This window comes from Streptomyces sp. M41, assembly GCF_043673425.1.
In the GTDB taxonomy this organism is placed as follows: Bacteria; Actinomycetota; Actinomycetes; order Streptomycetales; family Streptomycetaceae; genus Streptomyces.
Genome location: NZ_JBIMKE010000002.1, coordinates 49500 through 65449, shown reverse-complemented (window position 1 = coordinate 65449; position 15950 = coordinate 49500). Strand labels below are relative to the sequence as shown.

12 protein-coding genes are annotated in these 15950 nt (G+C 72.8%); 4 read left to right on the top strand and 8 right to left on the bottom strand.

From position 1 onward, the window contains the following. The first annotated feature begins 90 nt into the window (after positions 1 to 90). Complete coding sequence (locus ACHBTE_RS02655) at positions 91 to 1608, top strand: hypothetical protein (RefSeq protein WP_394721655.1); 1518 nt, start codon at positions 91 to 93, stop codon at positions 1606 to 1608. Between the two features lie 127 nt (positions 1609 to 1735). Here the strand turns inward: ACHBTE_RS02655 and ACHBTE_RS02650 are convergent, their stop codons facing one another. Beyond that, positions 1736 to 4003 carry an MMPL family transporter gene (locus ACHBTE_RS02650; RefSeq protein WP_394721654.1) on the bottom strand — a complete coding sequence of 756 codons (2268 nt, stop codon included), beginning with the start codon at positions 4001 to 4003 and terminating at the stop codon, positions 1736 to 1738. Between the two features lie 253 nt (positions 4004 to 4256). On the opposite strand from ACHBTE_RS02650, the gene ACHBTE_RS02645 reads away from it, so the two are divergent. The 3 genes from ACHBTE_RS02645 (at position 4257) to ACHBTE_RS02635 (ending at position 6799) form a co-directional block, all read left to right on the top strand. After that, entirely contained in the window at positions 4257 to 4805 is a 549-nt protein-coding gene (locus tag ACHBTE_RS02645) for a DUF1697 domain-containing protein (RefSeq protein ID WP_394721653.1), read from the top strand. Between the two features lie 174 nt (positions 4806 to 4979). Further along, positions 4980 to 6452 carry a hypothetical protein gene (locus tag ACHBTE_RS02640; protein ID WP_394721652.1) on the top strand — a complete coding sequence of 491 codons (1473 nt, stop codon included), beginning with the start codon at positions 4980 to 4982 and terminating at the stop codon, positions 6450 to 6452. Positions 6453 to 6478: 26 nt separating this feature from the next. After that, positions 6479 to 6799 carry a hypothetical protein gene (locus tag ACHBTE_RS02635; RefSeq protein ID WP_394721651.1) on the top strand — a complete coding sequence of 107 codons (321 nt, stop codon included), beginning with the start codon at positions 6479 to 6481 and terminating at the stop codon, positions 6797 to 6799. 89 nt (positions 6800 to 6888) lie between these two features. Here ACHBTE_RS02635 and ACHBTE_RS02630 read toward each other — a convergent pair whose 3' ends face one another. The 7 genes from ACHBTE_RS02630 to ACHBTE_RS02600 all read right to left on the bottom strand — a co-directional run bounded on the left by ACHBTE_RS02630 (position 6889) and on the right by ACHBTE_RS02600 (position 15949). Further along, entirely contained in the window at positions 6889 to 8226 is a 1338-nt protein-coding gene (locus ACHBTE_RS02630) for a protein kinase (protein ID WP_394721650.1), read from the bottom strand. Positions 8227 to 8229: 3 nt separating this feature from the next. Further along, a complete protein-coding gene (locus ACHBTE_RS02625; RefSeq protein WP_394721649.1) occupies positions 8230 to 9129 on the bottom strand; it encodes a protein phosphatase 2C domain-containing protein in 900 nt (299 codons plus the stop codon). Then, positions 9123 to 9785, bottom strand: a complete 663-nt coding sequence (locus tag ACHBTE_RS02620) for a tellurium resistance protein (RefSeq protein WP_394721978.1) — start codon at positions 9783 to 9785, stop codon at positions 9123 to 9125. Before ACHBTE_RS02620 ends, ACHBTE_RS02625 begins: the two co-directional genes overlap by 7 nt. A gap of 66 nt (positions 9786 to 9851) precedes the next feature. Further along, entirely contained in the window at positions 9852 to 9974 is a 123-nt protein-coding gene (locus ACHBTE_RS02615) for a hypothetical protein (RefSeq protein ID WP_394721648.1), read from the bottom strand. Beyond that, on the bottom strand, positions 9971 to 11617 hold the full coding sequence (locus ACHBTE_RS02610; protein ID WP_394721647.1) for a hypothetical protein: 1647 nt from the start codon (positions 11615 to 11617) through the stop codon (positions 9971 to 9973). The genes ACHBTE_RS02615 and ACHBTE_RS02610 overlap by 4 nt, the downstream gene beginning before the upstream one ends. 40 nt (positions 11618 to 11657) lie before the next feature. Further along, positions 11658 to 14690, bottom strand: a complete 3033-nt coding sequence (locus ACHBTE_RS02605; protein ID WP_394721646.1) for a GTPase-associated protein 1-related protein — start codon at positions 14688 to 14690, stop codon at positions 11658 to 11660. After that, positions 14687 to 15949 (bottom strand): hypothetical protein, encoded by a 1263-nt coding sequence (locus ACHBTE_RS02600; RefSeq protein ID WP_394721645.1) that lies wholly within the window; start codon positions 15947 to 15949, stop codon positions 14687 to 14689. Before ACHBTE_RS02600 ends, ACHBTE_RS02605 begins: the two co-directional genes overlap by 4 nt. Position 15950: the final 1 nt, after the last annotated feature.

Below are 15950 nucleotides of genomic sequence, written 5' to 3'. Positions count from 1 at the left end.
GCCGTGGCCGAGGGGTGGCGCGCCCGTCCCCGGCGATGACGGACAACCGCCCGATGGAACCTCCTGGCCCCGACATGCGTCGGCAAGATCGTGACGGAAATCGATGGCACGCCCCTGCACGACCTGGTCCAGTCCTGGGAGGAGATCCAGGACGAGTTCGACTTCTGGGGCCCCGACGGTGAGCACGACCGGGCGGTCCTCGACTGCGCCGCCCGGCTCGCCGCCGACCCCGCGGCCGGGGACGCGTACGTGTGGGTACTGGGGCTGACGATCATGGCTCCCTGGACGAACTGCTGCGGCGTGGACTCCCGGACGCAGGCCGAGGCCGCGCTACGCGCCGCGGACACCGCGCAGCGGGTCAGGTCCTGCGACCACGACAGCCACCCGTACGAGTCCCATGACGGCCACGACGCCGACGCCGAACTCCCCGACCTGCTGCTCCGGATCGCCGACGAGAGCGCCGAGTGGTACGAGGAGGACCAGCCGCGCGAGGTGTGGCGCTGCCCGCGCAATGTCGCCGGGTTCGCGCGGATCGCCCTCGACATCCTGCGCCCGGGCGAAGTCGACGACGTCCCGCCCCGCTTGTCCCTCCAGGACCGCGCGGACATCGAGTCGCTGGAGGCGTTGCTGGAGCTGTACCCGAAGGCGGGCACCGACGTCGCCGACGAGATCGCCTCACAGGGCGGCTACCTCTACCACGCCCAGCCGGAGGACCGCCCCGGCCGCCTCCAGGTCGTCAGGGCCGTGAGCTGGCACGCCGTGTCCGGCATGATCCAGGACAGGTCGGTGCTCCGCAGCCTCATCAACGGCGTGGAGAAGGTCCTGCCGGACTTCGCCGACGCCACCTGCGACCACGCCGAGCACCCGAAGCTCAGCGGCCACAGCACAAGCGCCGCCGAACTCGGGATCGTTCTCAGCACCCCCGCCGGACGCCGGGTGTACACACACAACCCCGACCGCTACGGCGACGGCGCCCCGTTGGAGCAACTGGTGTGCCCCGCCTACATGGCGCAGGTCGCCCAGGAGACGCTGACCGAACTCCGCGCGGGCCGCGACAGGCTCTTCGGCCCGCGCGACACCTCCCACCTCGACGCCGAATATCTGCGGGCCGACGGCCTCCTGGACATCCAGAAGATCACCGAGCGGCTCCAGAACGTGAGCTGGAACGAGCAGTACGCCGACGAACTGGGCCTGTGGGCGGCCCGGCGGTACGACCGGCTGGGGCAGACCGAGGACTCCGGTCGGCCCGGCGACCAGGCTCGTCGGGTCCGCGAGCGGGCCGTGCTGCTGCTCACCGCCCACCAGACCATGACCGTCTCCTATCCGGCCCCGCCCTACGCGGTCGCCCGGGACATCCTCGCGATCATGCGTACGGTCGCCGCCGCGCCCCGCCCGGACCGATGCCCCCACACCGACGCACACCCGCCCCTGGACGCCGGGGACTTCCGCGACGGCCTGCCGCACTTCTACACGCCCGACGCGTTCCCGCCCCTCGACGGCGCCCTCAGCGTGGAGTCGTGGACGTGTGCCCGGTTCGCGGGGGAGGTCGCCGCGAAGTGCGCCGGCGCTCTTGAGCGCCTGTACGAAGAGGACGACGACGAGGGGTAGGGCACGGCGCGGTGCGCGGGTCAGGACGGGGGGCCGAACGGCCGGGGCCCGCCGACTCCCAGTGAGCGAACGGCGGGGGCCCGCCGACTCCCAGTGAGTCGACGGGCCCCTCGTCGGGCAGCCGGGATCAGACGGGCACCCGCTCGCCCTCGTCCTCCCGGGCGGCCCCGCGCGTCACGGCCTCGGGCGCCTCGTCGTGTGTCAGGTCGGGCAGCCGGTGCAGCCACTTCGGCAGGTACCAGTTCCGCTCGCCCAGCAGCGCCATCACCGCGGGGAGCAGCACGCCCCGGATGATCGTCGCGTCGATGAGCACCGCCGCCGCGAGGCCCACGCCCATCTGCTTCATGGACTGCATGGACAGCGTGCCGAAGATCGCGAACACGGCGACCATGATGACCGCGGCGCTGGTGACGACACCGGCCGTGGTGACCACCCCGTGCCGGATCGCGTCCTTGGTCGTCAGACCCCGCAGCCGGGCTTCGCGGATCCGGGAGACCACGAACACGTGGTAGTCCATCGACAGCCCGAACAGGATCACGAACAGGAACAGCGGCAGCCAGCTGATGATGGCGCCGACCCCCTCCGCACCCACCAGCGAGGCGCCCCAGCCGTGCTGGAAGACGGCGACGAGGATGCCGTACGCCGCGCCCACCGACAGCAGGTTCAGCACGATCGAGGTGATCGCCACCGTCAGGGAGCGGAACGACAGCAGCATCAGCAGGAAGGCGAAGACGACGACGAAGGCGAAGACCGGGACGACGGCTCCGGCCAGCTGGTCGTTGAAGTCCTTCGAGCCGGCGACCTGCCCGGTGATCGGCGCCTCGACGCCGTCGATCTTGCCCAGCGTGGCCGGGCGGACCTCGTCACGCAGCTTGTCCAGGCTCTCGCCCGCCTTGTCCAGGTCGGAACCGCCGACCAGCGGGACGTACACGAACGCCATGTTCTGCTCGTCGTGCAGCTTGATGTCGACCGGGCCGCGCGAGGCGCCCGACGTGACCGCACGCTCACGGAAGTCGGCGAGCGCGGACTTCACTGCGGGAGCGTTGATGTCGTCCGCCTTGACGACCACCTCGGCCGGCTCGGAGCCGCCCGGGAAGGCATCGTTGACGCGGTTGTAGGTCTGCACGATGGGCAGCGAGTCACCGAACTCCTGGTCCAGCGTGAGGTTCTGCGTCTTCATGCCGACCGCGGGGGCCGCCACCGCGAGCAGCGCGCCGGTCGCGACGACCACCGAGAGGACGGGACGCGCGAGCACGCCCTTGAGCACGGCGGTCCAGAACCGGCTCTCGCGGTTGGCGCGCCCACGGTTGCGGCGCAGCTTGCTCTCCGGGTGCAGGAAGGGGATCTTGCCCTTCTCGACCCGCTCGCCCAGCAGCGACAGCAGCGCCGGCAGCACCGTCACGGAGCCGACCATGGCGACGCCCACGACCATCAGAGAGGCCAGGCCCATCGCCTCGAACTCGGCGAGACCGGTGAACAGCATGCCCGCCATCGCCACGCACACCGTGACACCGGAGACGATGATCGCGCGGCCACTGGTGGCGGCGGCGACCCGCAGGGCCGTCTGCGCGTCCCGGCCGGCCTCGCGCTCCTCGCGCTCCCGGCGCAGATAGAACAGGCAGTAGTCGACGCCGACGGCCAGACCGACCAGCAGCATCACGGAGTTGGCGGTGTCGCTCATCGGCATGACATGGCTGACGATGCCCATCAGGCCCATCGTCGCCATGATCGCGGTGATGGCCAGCAGCACCGGCAGCAGCGCCGCCACCAGCGCGCCGAAGGCGATGAGCAGAATGCCGAGGGCCACCGGCACCGCGGAGTACTCGGCCTTCTGGAAGTCGTCCCCGAAGGCGTCGTCGAACGTCTTCATCATGCTGGCGCCGCCGATCTCCTCGATCCGCAGCGACTCATGGTCCTTCTGGACCTCCTCGACGGCCTTCAGCACCGGCTCCACACGCTCGCCGGCGGTGTCCGACTCACCGCGCATGTCGAACTGCACCAGCGCGCTGCGGCCGTCCTTGGAGATCGTCTTCGTGTCGTACGGCGAAGTCACGTCCGTGACCTCGCCGGTGCCCTCGACGGCCTCGACGACCGCGGTGACCGCCGACCTGAACTCGGCGTCCGTGGCCCTGAGGCCATCGCCCTTGGCCTGAATCAGCACCGTCTCGCTGGCCGGCTCGTCGATCCCGGCCTCCTCGACGATCTTCGCGGCGGTGTGTGTCTCGCCCTTCAGCTGGTCACTGTCCTTGACGTCGACCCGGCCGGCCGCCGAACCGAGCCCCATCGCCAGGACGACGAACAGCACCCAGATGCCGACGGCAGCCCATCGATGGCGGGCGCTCCAGCCGCCGGCGCGAGCGGCGATGCCCCGCACTCGCGTGTCTCCGTTCCCCATGACGGGCTTGCCCCCTTGATTGCGGTGGCGGCCCCCTGCCGACACCTTTCGTTTCGAAGGTATGGGCCGGATAAAGCCATCTCGTCGTGCTGCCCGGTGAAGTGCCGGGGCCGGACCTCATCCGCTCGGACCCCGGCCTCTCCCCACTGAGGAGGATGTCCGCCCCTTACACGTATCCGCCCGGGTCGGGGATGTGGATCAGGGGAGGGCACGGCGACCGCCCGTTGTCAGCGGCTCGCCATAAGCTGGCCGGATGACGACGACGTATGCGGCGCTGCTGCGCGGAATCAATGTGGGCGGCAGCAGAAAAGTCCCCATGGCCGACCTGCGCACCCTGATGACCGGCCTCGGCTACGACGGCGTCCGCACCTACCTCCAGAGCGGCCAGGCGGTCTTCGCCTGCGCCCACGGCGACGAGGAGTCCTTGGCCGCCGAGCTCGCGTCGGCGATCGAGGGGCACTTCGGCTTCGCCGTGGACGTGATCGTGCGCGACCACGCCTACCTCGCGGCGGTCGCCGACAACTGCCCCTTCCCCGCCGCGGAGTTGGAGGCCAAGCAGCTCCATGTCACCTACCTCTCCGCCCCGGTGACCGCCGAGCGCTTCAGCGAGATCGACCGGGACGCCCACCTTCCGGAGGAGTTCCGGCTCGGCGACCGCGCGCTGTACCTGTACGCCCCGAACGGCCTCGGCCGCTCCAAGCTGGCCGAGACGCTGTCGCGGCCCCGCTTCGGCAAGGGGCTGACCGCCACGACCCGCAACTGGAACACCGTCGTCAAACTCGTGGAGATGACCCGCGGGTGAACGTCCGAGGGCGATGAGGATCCCCCTGCAGCCGCCGAGCCGCTGTCACCTGCGCCGATCCGGGTGGGCGACTCGCATCAACTCCGGGACAAACCCGGTCCGTTGTCCCTAGGGTGAGGCGCGCTGGAACGGCAGGAAGGGCAGGTCATCGTGGCGGGCAGAGCGTTACCGTCGTTGCCGCAGTACCGCAAGGACGGGGTCACCCGGCGGCTGTGCGCATCGGTTCATCTCGACGACGAGTTCGCCTTCGAGGCCGACCGCGATCTCACCGGGGACCGGCTGAACGCGATCGGGCTGACCCTCGGCGTCAACTTCGTGGCACTCGCCCGGCACGCGCGCGTGGCCGTGCGTCGCCGGGAGGCCCTCGACCGGCAACTGGCCTGGCTGGGCGCGGCGTTGCCGTTTGCGCTCATGGTCGGCCTCGGGGGGCTGGTGGGCGGCAACGGATCGGTCGCCCAGGTCGGGCTGTACGGCCCCCTCGGCATCCTCGCGGCCTCGTGGTGGCTGGTCCATCGCGCGCAGTCCCGGGCCAGGGCTGCGGCACAGGAGGTGCTCCGCGCCTCCGAGAAGGCCGAGAAACTCGCACCGCCGGTCGAGCCGGCGGCCGAGGACTGGCTGAACGAGCACGCGTTCAAGCGGGCGAACGTCCTGCCCTACGCCGACGCGGCGGCCCTCACCAACCCGTTCGTCGGCAGCGGCAGCAAGATCAAGGAAGTCGTCTGGCAGCCCATCGACGTGAGCAAGCCCGCAGAGGCACCGGGCGGCGGCACCCTCCCCATGATCCCGTTCGACGCCGTGGACCTCCACACCTACGTCGCCCGCCACATGGAGAGCATCTCCGGCCTGGAGGGCCTGCGGGTCAAGAACCGGCTCTACGTCATCGGCAGCGCCGCCTTCATGCTGGACGAGCTGGTGCCCGACCGCACCAGGCGCCCCCGCGCCCAGATCCCCAAACAACTCGTCCAGGCGGGCCTGCACCGGCCGGGCGCCGGCATGCGCACCCATCTCTGCCTGGAGCGGGTCGGGGACGGCGGGCGGCTCATCGTCTCCCTGTACCTGCGGGCGATCCTCAACCAGCCCAGCCTCACCTGGGAGGTCGCGGCCTACGCCATACCGCCGCTGGGCGGACGCTTCCACCGGGTGGACCGCCTGCCCGTGGCCCCCTTCGACCGCTGGTGGAGCCTCGTCGCCCACGCCACCACGCACACCTGGCCCGAGCTGAGCGGTGCCCTGCGCCGCATCCGCACCCGGGGGCGGCGCCGCCGGACCGAGGCACGGTTCCTGCGGAAGGTGCGGCGGGACATCGCCGACCAGCATGTGATCTACGACTACGGCGCCCCCGACAGCCTGCGCGAACGGCACGCCGACTGGGACGCGGCCGGATACGCCGAGCGCATCGACTCGCAGGACTTCCTCTTCCGCCTCCAGCAGGGAGTGCTGACCGCGACCGAGAAGTTCCTCCATGACCACAACGTCGACACCAGTTCGTTCGACAAGGCGCAGCAGGTCATCAGCAACCAGACCTACAACATCGAGAACGTCAGCAACAGCAACCTCGGCAACCAGGGCCAGATCAACAACAACGGGCCACAGGGGAGCGGTCCTCAAGGGCAACCGGGCGGCGGCACGCCACCGGCCCGGCCCTGAACCGCGCACATCACAGGAGGCGGGACATGAGCACGTACAACATCCGCAACATCAACGGGCCGGCCAACATCGGCGACCACGGACGCATCGAGATCAACAACGGTGCCGACCCGGCCGAGTTGCTGCGGCTCGCGGAGCGGCTCGTCGAGCGGCTGCGCACCGACAACCCGGCGCTGGTCGCGCAGGGGCAGATCATCCAGGGCGAACTGGTCCAGGCCGAACAGGACGGCCAGCCCGCCAACCGCGGGCGTATCCGCTCCGCCCTGGAGACCATCGGCATCGGTGTCGCCGCCGGCAGCGGCAGCCTGGCCCTGGCCCAGGAGATCGGCCGCGCCCTCGGGCTGTGACCCAGGACCCGCCCACGGCATCGGGTCACCTCAGGCCCGGTGACGCGGGGCGCCCCACACCACATCCCGTGCGGCGCCCCTCAGCGGGATCACTTGGCCCGGACCACCGCCCGCGCGCCGCCCCCGAGATCCAGCTCCAGGCCCGAACGCAAGGGAACCGTCTGGCCGGGGCCGATCTGCTGGGACGTACCGTCGGAACGGGTGCCCGTCCAGGTGTCCTTCGTGTGGTTCATGATGCCGAACCGGCCGGGCCTCGACGGGTGTTCGACCAGCTCCGCCACCAGGCTCGCGTTTGAGCAGTCGTGCCGGGCCGGCTCCGGCAGCAGATGGTGCGCCTGGACCCGGGCGGCCCGGCGCAGCCGGATGTGATGCTCGGCGCGCGGCGGCGGCGTGGTCACCACCAGCCGGGGCGGCAGGACCAGCTGCGCCCGGCAGGACCAGCACACACGCGCCGGCGGGTGCTCACCCGGCTCCGTCATGTTCTGCCGTCCACAGGACGCGCACTCGACCACCGAGTCCAGCACCGCCCGCAGCGCGTTGCGCCACTCGGTCTCCCGTACCCGGGCCGCCGGATCATGCAGCCCGGTCGTGAAACTGCGGCGGAACAGCTCCTGAAGTGTCCCCTCCGCCGCGTCCCACGTCGCCAGCACCGTCGCGTGCTCCATCGGGTCGGGCGCGTTGGAGTCGTCCGCCGGATCGAACACGAACAGCGGACTCTTCCCGTACAGCCGCTTCTCCGCCGCCTCGTCGAAGCAGTGGATGCCCAATTCCCGTTGGCCCTCAAGAGGGTGATGGTTCATCAACAGCATGAACAGCAGGACCGCCAGCGAGTGCAGATCCGACTGCGTGCCGGGCCGCGCCCCCGCCTCGGCCCGCACCAGCTCGGGCGCCATGAACTTCATCGTCCCCGAGATGCCGCTGACGTCGCCCTCCACGACCGCGTTGTCGTTGTCGCAGACCAGCACATCACCGGTGACCGGATCGAAGAAGACATTCCCCCAGGAGATGTCCCGGTAGGCGATACCGCGCGAGTGCAGCGCCTGATAGGCCTCCACCGTGTACAGACACGCCGTCAGCAACGCCCGGGTACTGGTGCGCAGTTGGCGCCGAAACAGATCCGGCAGCCCCTTGAAGCGCTCCGGGCGCACCTCCATCAGATAGCCGAACGACCCCCGGTACGCGCGCACGAACGCCTCCGGCCACAGGAACCGGTCGTCGTCGAAGTCCCGCGTCACCAAGTCCCTGACGATCTCCTCCTGCTCCGGCGTCGCGCACGTCGGGTAGTACCACTTGAGCGCCTTGTCGCCGCCCGGAGTGCGTACCCGGTACACCTCGCCCTGACCACCGGCCCCCAGCATGTCGATGATCTCGACCTCGTCGCCGTTCTCCGCAGCCAGCCGCGTCCCGCTGTCGAGCATGCCGCTCATCGTCTACGTCTCCGTCTTCCGTTCCGTTTCCATGGACCCGGGCTCCCCGGCCACCCCGCTCGCCCGGCCGGACCGGCGCAGCGCCGCCGCCAGCGTCGTGTCGTCACCGGAGTACTGCGACGCCTGGCGCAGCCACTGCGGCAGCGAGTCCCGCACTCCGCCGCTGCCCTCGGCGGCCAGCCGCCCGTCCAGGCCCGCGACGAACTCCCGGTAGCCGTCCGCCGAGGCGAAGCTCTTCGACAGCCCGTCCGTCGACAACACCACCAGCCGCGGAGCCCGCGCCTCGTCGAACACCGGCGCCCAGTACGTACGCACCGCACGCCACGCCTGCGGACCGCACAGCGACTCGGTCTCGTCGCCGAGGTCCTCCTCACCGGTCGCCAGCGGCCGGCGCAGCGCCCCGTCGTGCTCGACGACCGCCAGATCCCCGTCACCGATCTGCCACGCGACGAACAGCCACGGCGTGAGCACCGCGCCGATCAGCGTCGTGCCGTACAGCACCAGCTTCGCGTCCCGCTCCGGCTCCCGCGCACCCTCGTCCGCGACCGGGCGGTGCCGCGCCCAGTGGCCCAGGGCCGCTTCCCGCCAGTCCTGCACCAGCGCGCGCGGGAAGTCGTCCCGGGCGTAGGCCATCAGCCGCGCCAGACGCCCCGGTTCATGACAGTCCCGGGCGGCCCGCCCGAACTCGGCCGCCCGCACCACGAACCGGTCCACGGCGAACCGCGCGCCGAGCCCGCTGCGGGCGTGGACCGCCGAGCCGTGCCCGTCGGCCACCGCCAGCACCAGCGGATCCTCGCCGCTGCCGGTGCCCTCACAGGCGTACCAGTCCTGATTGTGCTGCTTGTTGACGCCCTGGACGCTGTCGCCGAGCGTCTCCCAGCGCCGCACCCCGAGCGTCACCACACGTCGTCGTCATCGTCGTCGTCGAGGACCGGCGGCGCGTAGGGCTGCTTCACCGTCGTGTCGGCCGAGCCCGCCATCGGCTGCGAGGCCGCCTTCACGGCCGCCGTGGACGCCCAGCGGATCGCCGCCGCCAGCTGCTTGGGGCTGTTGGCGTCCAGCGGCTGGAGCTCGGGGTTGCCGAGGAACTCCTGAAGCACCGACCGGTCCGCGTCGGCGCCGATCGCGATGGCCACCCGGACCGCCTTGCGGCCCCACGGCGTCGCGTCGATCGCCTTCAGGCCCGCCTTCCAGTCGTCCGTGGGCACCCCGTCCGACACCAGCGCCAGCACCGGCTTCAGCGCCCGCTGCGGCATCGGCGGGCTCTGGAGCTCCCGGGAGACCAGGGTGAGCGCCTCGCCGAGGTTGGTCATGCCGTCCACCTCGACGTCCTGCCAGGTGAAGTCGTCGACCGGGACCGGCGTCGGGTGGTGCCACTGGGCGGTCGTGGAGAAGGTGATGGTACGCAGCAGCAGCTGGGCCGCCGGGTTGTCGTGGGCCACCGAACGCATCTCGGGAACGGCTTCCCTGATCGCGTAGTTGAGTCTGGCGATCTTCTCGCCCTGCATCGAGTACGAGCAGTCGAGCAGCCAGATGAAGTGGACCGGCCGGTTCGCCATGGGCCCGCCGGGAATGTCGCTCACTTCGCTTGTCCTTTCCGGTAATCGAGATGTCGTGCGCCACGCTCAGGGCAGCAACAGCCACCGCGCGAGCAGCACCGCGCCGGCCGCCGTCAGCACCAGCGCCGCGACGAACAGGCCCGCCGCCATGCGCCGCCCGCGTCCGACGGGTGCGGTCACCTGGGTCATGCCGGGCTGTACCTCCTCTCGCTCTCGTCGCCGCCGCGCAGCCTGATCCTGCGTTCCCTTCCGCCCGCCGAGCCGTCCGGCCCGATGAGCGCCGAGGTCCTCAGACCCGAGGCGCCGAGCAGCCACAGCAGCGGCTCGGCGGCCCTGCGCTGCTCGGGCTCCAGCGGGCCGGTGCCGGTCGCGGCGTGGGCGCTGACGGCCCAGTAGCGTGCCGCCCGGAAGTCGTGCCCGAGGGCGCGTACGAGGCTGCCCAGACCGATCTCCTCCAGCCAGCCGTCGATCCGCGCACCGGCCACCGGCAGCGACGTCAGCTGGTCCAGCACATCCCGTTTGGTGACGACCGCCGCCACCGACAGCCGCCCGCGTCGGCCGGTCAGCGCCGCGAGCTCCCCGATCAGCCGCTGATACGTCTCCCAGGGCCCCTGGGCCGACGGGCGGGCCGCCCCCGCACGCCGGGCGTCGTCGTCGCTCAGTGCGCCCCGCACCTTGGGATCCGCCAGCACGTCGGCGACCAGGACGACACCGTCCGCGTGCGCCAGGTACTGCTGGGCACGGACCCGTTCGGCGTCGCTCACCGACTCGCCCATCGGGTCGTACAGATACAGCAGTCTGCGCCGCCGGCCGCGGGACACGGTCAGCATCAGCGCGCGCGGCTGCCCACCGGTGGTGGCGTGGGCCCAGCCCGCCCGCCTCAGTTCCTGGTCGAGATCGGCGGCGGTGCGTTTGTCGTCGGCGGAGGCGTACTCGACGGTCAGATCGCCGCGCCGCGCCCACGCGTGCAGCCCTTCCACCATCGCCGCCATCAGCATCGTCTTGCCCGAGGAGGTGCCGCCGACCAGCGGTGCGTGCACCACACGGGTCGTACCGGCCGTCTCCGGCAGCGGCCGGGCGCAGTGCGGGCACAGCGCCGTCAGTTTCCCGCGGCCCGCCGTCCGCGTCGTCGCCAGCCGCCGCCCGCACGCGCACGCGTGCCACAGGACGCCGTACCGCCCCGGACGCAGGCCGCGATGCTCGGCCCGGCAGTCGGGGCAGCGGTGCACGGCCAGCGGCACCGGCAGATAGCAGCCCGGATAAGGGCACTTGACGCGCACCCCGCGCACCAGCAGCCAGGCGCGCTCGACCCCCCGCAGCACCGGTACGGCCGTCGCGCAGCCCAGCCACACCGCAGCGAGCAGCACCGCGAACACCGCGAGGACGACACCGAGGACGGCGATGGCGAGCACGGCACCGAGCAGCGTGCCCAGGGCGACGCCGGGTGCCACGAACACGACCAGCAGAAAGCGGGACCCGGGTGAACCGCCGGGGATGCCCGAGGGACGCCGCCCGTGGAAGAGGTTGCGCACGAACCGCGCCAGCCACGGGTCGGACAGCGCGGTGCGGATGACACGGATCCCGTAGGCACCGGCCGTGACCGCGTCCACCCGCATCTGCCGCCACCAGTACGCGAGATGGGCGGGCTCACCCGCGCCGACGAGCGGCACCCGCTGATCCGGGCCGCCCACCTGCCAGGGGCCGAGACCCCGCCACACGGCCCGCACACCGAGGCCGAGGAACAGCCACAGCAGACGGAAGAAGCACAGGCCGACGGCCATGAGCAGGGTCCAGCCCAGGAGTAACCAGACCGGGGCGAGGGCGGGGCTCATCGAAGGTCTCCCGGAGTCGAGGAGGGGAACGCGGGCGCGGTCATCGGCGACCGCCTTGGGTGGGCGGCTGGACGTCACCGGGCCAGGACGGCGGCTGGTCCGCGCGCCGGCCACGGCCGGACAGCCGGCCGGCGAGGCGGCCCAGGGCTCCGGGCCGGTTCCAGGTGCGGAACGCGTCCAGCCGGCCGCTGCCCGCGCGGTCGAGGGCTGCCTCGACCGCCGTGACGTCCTCGGCGGGCAGCGCCCGCACGACGGGCCGCAACACCTTCGTCAGCAGCGCCGTGCGAGTCTCGTCCCAGGCCGGCCGGGTCCCGGCGTAGGAACTCCAGGCCCCGAAGCAGAAGGCGACGTACGCCGGCACGGTCCGCAGCCGGTCACCCACCCGGTCCGAGCGGCCCGCCCGCTCGTACGCCGCGAGCAGCCTCGGCTCGGCCGACCGGGCCAGCGCGTACAACTCGCTCTCCGGCGTGGGCCCTTCGACCAGCCGCCGGGCCAGCGCGCCGAACGCCCGCTCGACGACGGGCTCCGGGACGGGCTCGGCCGCGCCGTCCCGCAGCGCCAGCACCCTGCCGACCCAGTCCTCGCCCTCGCCCTCCGTCCCCAGCAGACCGGCGAACTCCAGCAGCAGGAGGGCGGCGCGCTGTCCCGGCCGGAGCTCGGTGGGGAAGCAGCGGAGCAGGTCGGCGGCGAGGTCCGGTACGTCACGGTCGTCCGGGGGCGCGGCGAGCGCGGCGTCGATCAGCAGGCCCCGGGTGCCGGCCGCGCGGTGGATGTCCGACCCCAGCTGGTTCAGCAGCAGGCTCGCCTCCTGGCCGGTCGGCAGCTCGCCGGACCACACCAGCTCCAGCGCGGTACGCAGCACGGCCGTGTCGGCGTGCGGTGAGACGCCCGCGGTGCGCAGGACGCCGTGGAACCGGGCGAGTCGGTCCCCGCCCGTCCCGCCGGACCCGCTCGCGCACATCCGCAGATGCGGGAACCCGGTGTGCAACTCCACGGGCAGCGCCGCCCCGGCCAGCCGCCGGGCCACCCGGGGCGGGTCGGCCGCGGCCAGTGCGTTCAGGGCACCGAACAGCGTGAGGCGCAGGGCCGGGTGTTCGTGCACGGCGTCGAGCAGCGCGGGGGGACAGGCGGGCGCGGGGACGGCACCCGGGGGGTGGGCGTCGGGGGCGCCGTGGGAGGGAGCCGGGCCGAGGCCATCGGTCCGGGTACGGCCGTCGCTGTCGCCCGCCGCACTCGCGGAGCCGCCGGCCGGCCCCTGACTCCACCAGGCGTCCGACGGCCGGCGCACCGTGTCCCTCGCCGCCGCACGCACCTCACGGCCCGCGGACCGGGCACCTGGAGCACCGGCTGCTGTGCTGCCGTGGCCGCCGTCCGGTGCGTGACTCCACCAGGCACCGGTGGAGGAGCCCGCCGGGTCACCGACCGAGGCCCGCCCGGGATCGTCGTCCGAGGCGTCACCCGAACCGGCGGCCGGGCGCCGCCCCAGGCCGTCGCCGGGCGAACGAGCCGCGCCGTCGGCGGGGGAGCGGCCGACCGTACCGTGCGCTCCGTACCGCGGCCCCTCCCCGCCCGGGCCACGCGCCGAGGCCCTGCCCGCCGCTCCACCGTCCGTACCGTCTGCACCGGCCACCCCGGCAACGGCCCCACGGACCGCGGCCGAACGTCCCCCGTCCACCGCCCCGGCACCCACCGAAGCGGTCCCCGTGTCAGTCCCCGCATCCGCCCCCGCGTCCTCCGCGACCAGCCCCCGAGCCAGCCGGCCCGCGAGTTCCGGCAGCAGGTCCTGGCAGTCGATGTCCAGCAGGTCCGCGATCCGCAGCAGGGCCAGGGGCCGTCCTGCGGCCGGTTCCAGGGCGTCGGCGATGCCGGCCCGCAGGGCGGGTGCCAGGTCCCGGGCCAGCTCGGCCTGGGCCTGAGCCGTCAGCGACCCCGCTCGCAGTGCGGGGACGGGCCCACCGCCCCGTATGGCCGCGGCCAGGACCCGTGCGGCGAGCGGCGCGGTCACGACGGTCGGCAGTTGCCCTTCCAGCCGGGCCAACAGCGCGGCGAGGGCGTCCCCTTCGTCCCCGGCGGCGTCGCAGGGGTCCTCGCACAGCGCGCCCACCAGTGCCGTCAGTGTGCCGTCGGCGAGGGTGTCCGCATGATCGACCGCCCACCGCGCCGCCGCCGTTCGCCCCACCGTCCCCAGCTCGACGCCCGCCACCAGCGCGGCCATCGCCAGTGGCCCCGCCTCGGCGGACGTGTCGCGGAACAGCTCCGGGCGTCCGGCGCGCCAGATCCGCGCGCAGATCTGCGCCCAGGCGTCCGTCACCGGCTGCGGGGCCGGACCGCTCGTGCAGTCGTGGACCCGGTAGCGGTGGTCGTGGGCGACCGGCTCCGAGGACGGCAGTACGCCGATGATGTGCTGGCGGGCCTGCTGCGGGCGGCGGGTGTAGGTCGTGAACGTCAGCCGGTGCGCCTGTTCGCGCGGCAGCACCGCGCAGGCGAGCGCGATCCACTGGGCGACGTCGGCGCTGTCGTGCTCGACGAGGACGATCTGGGCGGCCGAGTCGGGGTCCGCCGTCAGCGTCCGAACGTCGGCGAAGAACGCCGCCAGCCGCTCCGAGCGGGACGCGGCGAACGCGATCAGGCCGTTCTTGCGGAGCAGCCCCGACGGCTCGAAGCGGTCGATCGGCTCGGGTCGGCCGCCCGCGGGCGTGGTGTCGGCCCAGCGCGGCGACTCCCAGGCGGTGATCGGCAGGGCACCGTCCGGCAGCCGGGCGCCCGGCGGCAGATGCACCGCGTGCGCATGGAAGTTGCCCCAACGGCCGCTGTAGTCAGCCCCGGTGTACACCGAGCGGCTCAGCAGCCGCCCACCGTCGACGAGTTCGCTGAAACTGAAGGCTTTCGGGAAGCCCTTGAGCTGCTCGGCGTCGGGGCGGGCCGGGAAGTCGCGCGGTGGTTCATAGCCGATGAGCTGCTCGGCCTCCCGCAGCAGTCCCTGCGGGACACCCGCACTGACCGCCGTGAACCGGAAGCCCGAGCCGTCGGGCCCGGGTGGCGCCGAGGTGTAGTGCAGCTGGGCGAGGTTCATGTGACTCGTCCCTTCCCTACGCGTGCCTTCCCGGTGGACCGCACCGGCAGCAGCCCCCGGCGGGCCAGCAGCCACAGCAGCGGGTCCTCCACCCGCACCGGCTGCGGCCCCGACTTCGGTACGTCCGCGGGCGCCTCCGCGGGGGGCGGAGCACCGAGTGCCGACAGTCCGAACAGCGACAACTCGGCGAAGTCCAGCTCCAGTTGGCGTACCAGCGCGCCCGAGTCCCAGTCGGCCATCAGGGACCGGATCTCCTCGTGCACGCCGAGCCGCTCGTCCTCGTCGAAGCGGCCCTCGGAGTGCGGCGCGTTGCGCAGCAGCGGCGAGTGCGGGTCGAGGAGCGGGCCCAGCATGTCGGTCTTGGTGACGGCCACCGCGAGCGGCGTGGACACCCGGCCGCGGGAGCCGCCCTTGCCGTGGGCGCGCAGCTGGGCCGCGAGGTCGGCGGCGATCTGCTGCGGAGGCGTCTCGACGACGGGCAGGGCGGGCCCGTCGTGCACGGGCAGCCGGTCGCGTACGGAGCCGAGCTGGAGCGGGTCGACGAGCAGGACGATGCCGTCGGCGGCGCTGAGATAGCGGGTGTAGCGGTCCATCGCCTCGGCGCCCGCGAGGTCCTCGCCGGCCGCGTCGAAGAAGACCAGCGTGGTGTGCCGGGTGCCGGAACCCGGCCGGCCGCGCCTGGGCACGCTGAGCCGATACAGCAGCGGGTCGTTGAAGCCGAGGGCGGCCGGCCGGGTGGCGTCCGGCAGCCGCAGCCGCTCGTAGAGGTCCTCCGCCATCTCCCGGTCCCGCTGCTGGGTGGTCTGCCCCATCGCGGCCAGCGAGGCGTGGTAGGCCTGACCCACACGCTGGTTCAACTCGTTGACCAGCACCGACACATAGGTGCTCTTGCCGGAGGCCTTCGCGCCGACCAGGGCGATGATGCGGCTGTCCTGCTCGCAGTAGTCGCTCGGCAGGTCGTTGTGGCAGGCCCGGCACACCCGGACCGGCGTGGACACCCCGCAGTCGGGACAGGGCACGCTGCTGCCGCCGCGCAGCCCGCCCGGCAGTGCGGCGACGCGCCGCGAGGGGCTGAACACCGGGCCGCGCATCCGGGCCGCCGGGGGCGCGCTCGGCCCCATGAAGCCCGCCCATATGTCGTCGCGTTGCGGACCGCAGGGCGTGCCGCCGCGGACCCCGCTCGGGGTCATCAGACAGCGGTAGGGCAGCCTGCCCGCGCGGGCGCGGTCGAAGCAGTAGGGGCAGATCACGGTCGTCATG

What these genes read in the sequence shown, in the direction of transcription:
- ACHBTE_RS02650 (WP_394721654.1), bottom strand. Translation starts at nt 4,003, where the DNA reads ATGGGGAACGGAGACACGCGAGTGCGGGGCATCGCCGCTCGCGCCGGC.
- ACHBTE_RS02645 (WP_394721653.1), top strand. Translation starts at nt 4,257, where the DNA reads ATGACGACGACGTATGCGGCGCTGCTGCGCGGAATCAATGTGGGCGGC.
- ACHBTE_RS02635 (WP_394721651.1), top strand. Translation starts at nt 6,479, where the DNA reads ATGAGCACGTACAACATCCGCAACATCAACGGGCCGGCCAACATCGGC.
- ACHBTE_RS02630 (WP_394721650.1), bottom strand. Translation starts at nt 8,226, where the DNA reads ATGAGCGGCATGCTCGACAGCGGGACGCGGCTGGCTGCGGAGAACGGC.
- ACHBTE_RS02620 (WP_394721978.1), bottom strand. Translation starts at nt 9,785, where the DNA reads ATGGCGAACCGGCCGGTCCACTTCATCTGGCTGCTCGACTGCTCGTAC.
- ACHBTE_RS02615 (WP_394721648.1), bottom strand. Translation starts at nt 9,974, where the DNA reads ATGACCCAGGTGACCGCACCCGTCGGACGCGGGCGGCGCATGGCGGCG.
- ACHBTE_RS02610 (WP_394721647.1), bottom strand. Translation starts at nt 11,617, where the DNA reads ATGAGCCCCGCCCTCGCCCCGGTCTGGTTACTCCTGGGCTGGACCCTG.
- ACHBTE_RS02605 (WP_394721646.1), bottom strand. Translation starts at nt 14,690, where the DNA reads ATGAACCTCGCCCAGCTGCACTACACCTCGGCGCCACCCGGGCCCGAC.
- ACHBTE_RS02600 (WP_394721645.1), bottom strand. Translation starts at nt 15,949, where the DNA reads ATGACGACCGTGATCTGCCCCTACTGCTTCGACCGCGCCCGCGCGGGC.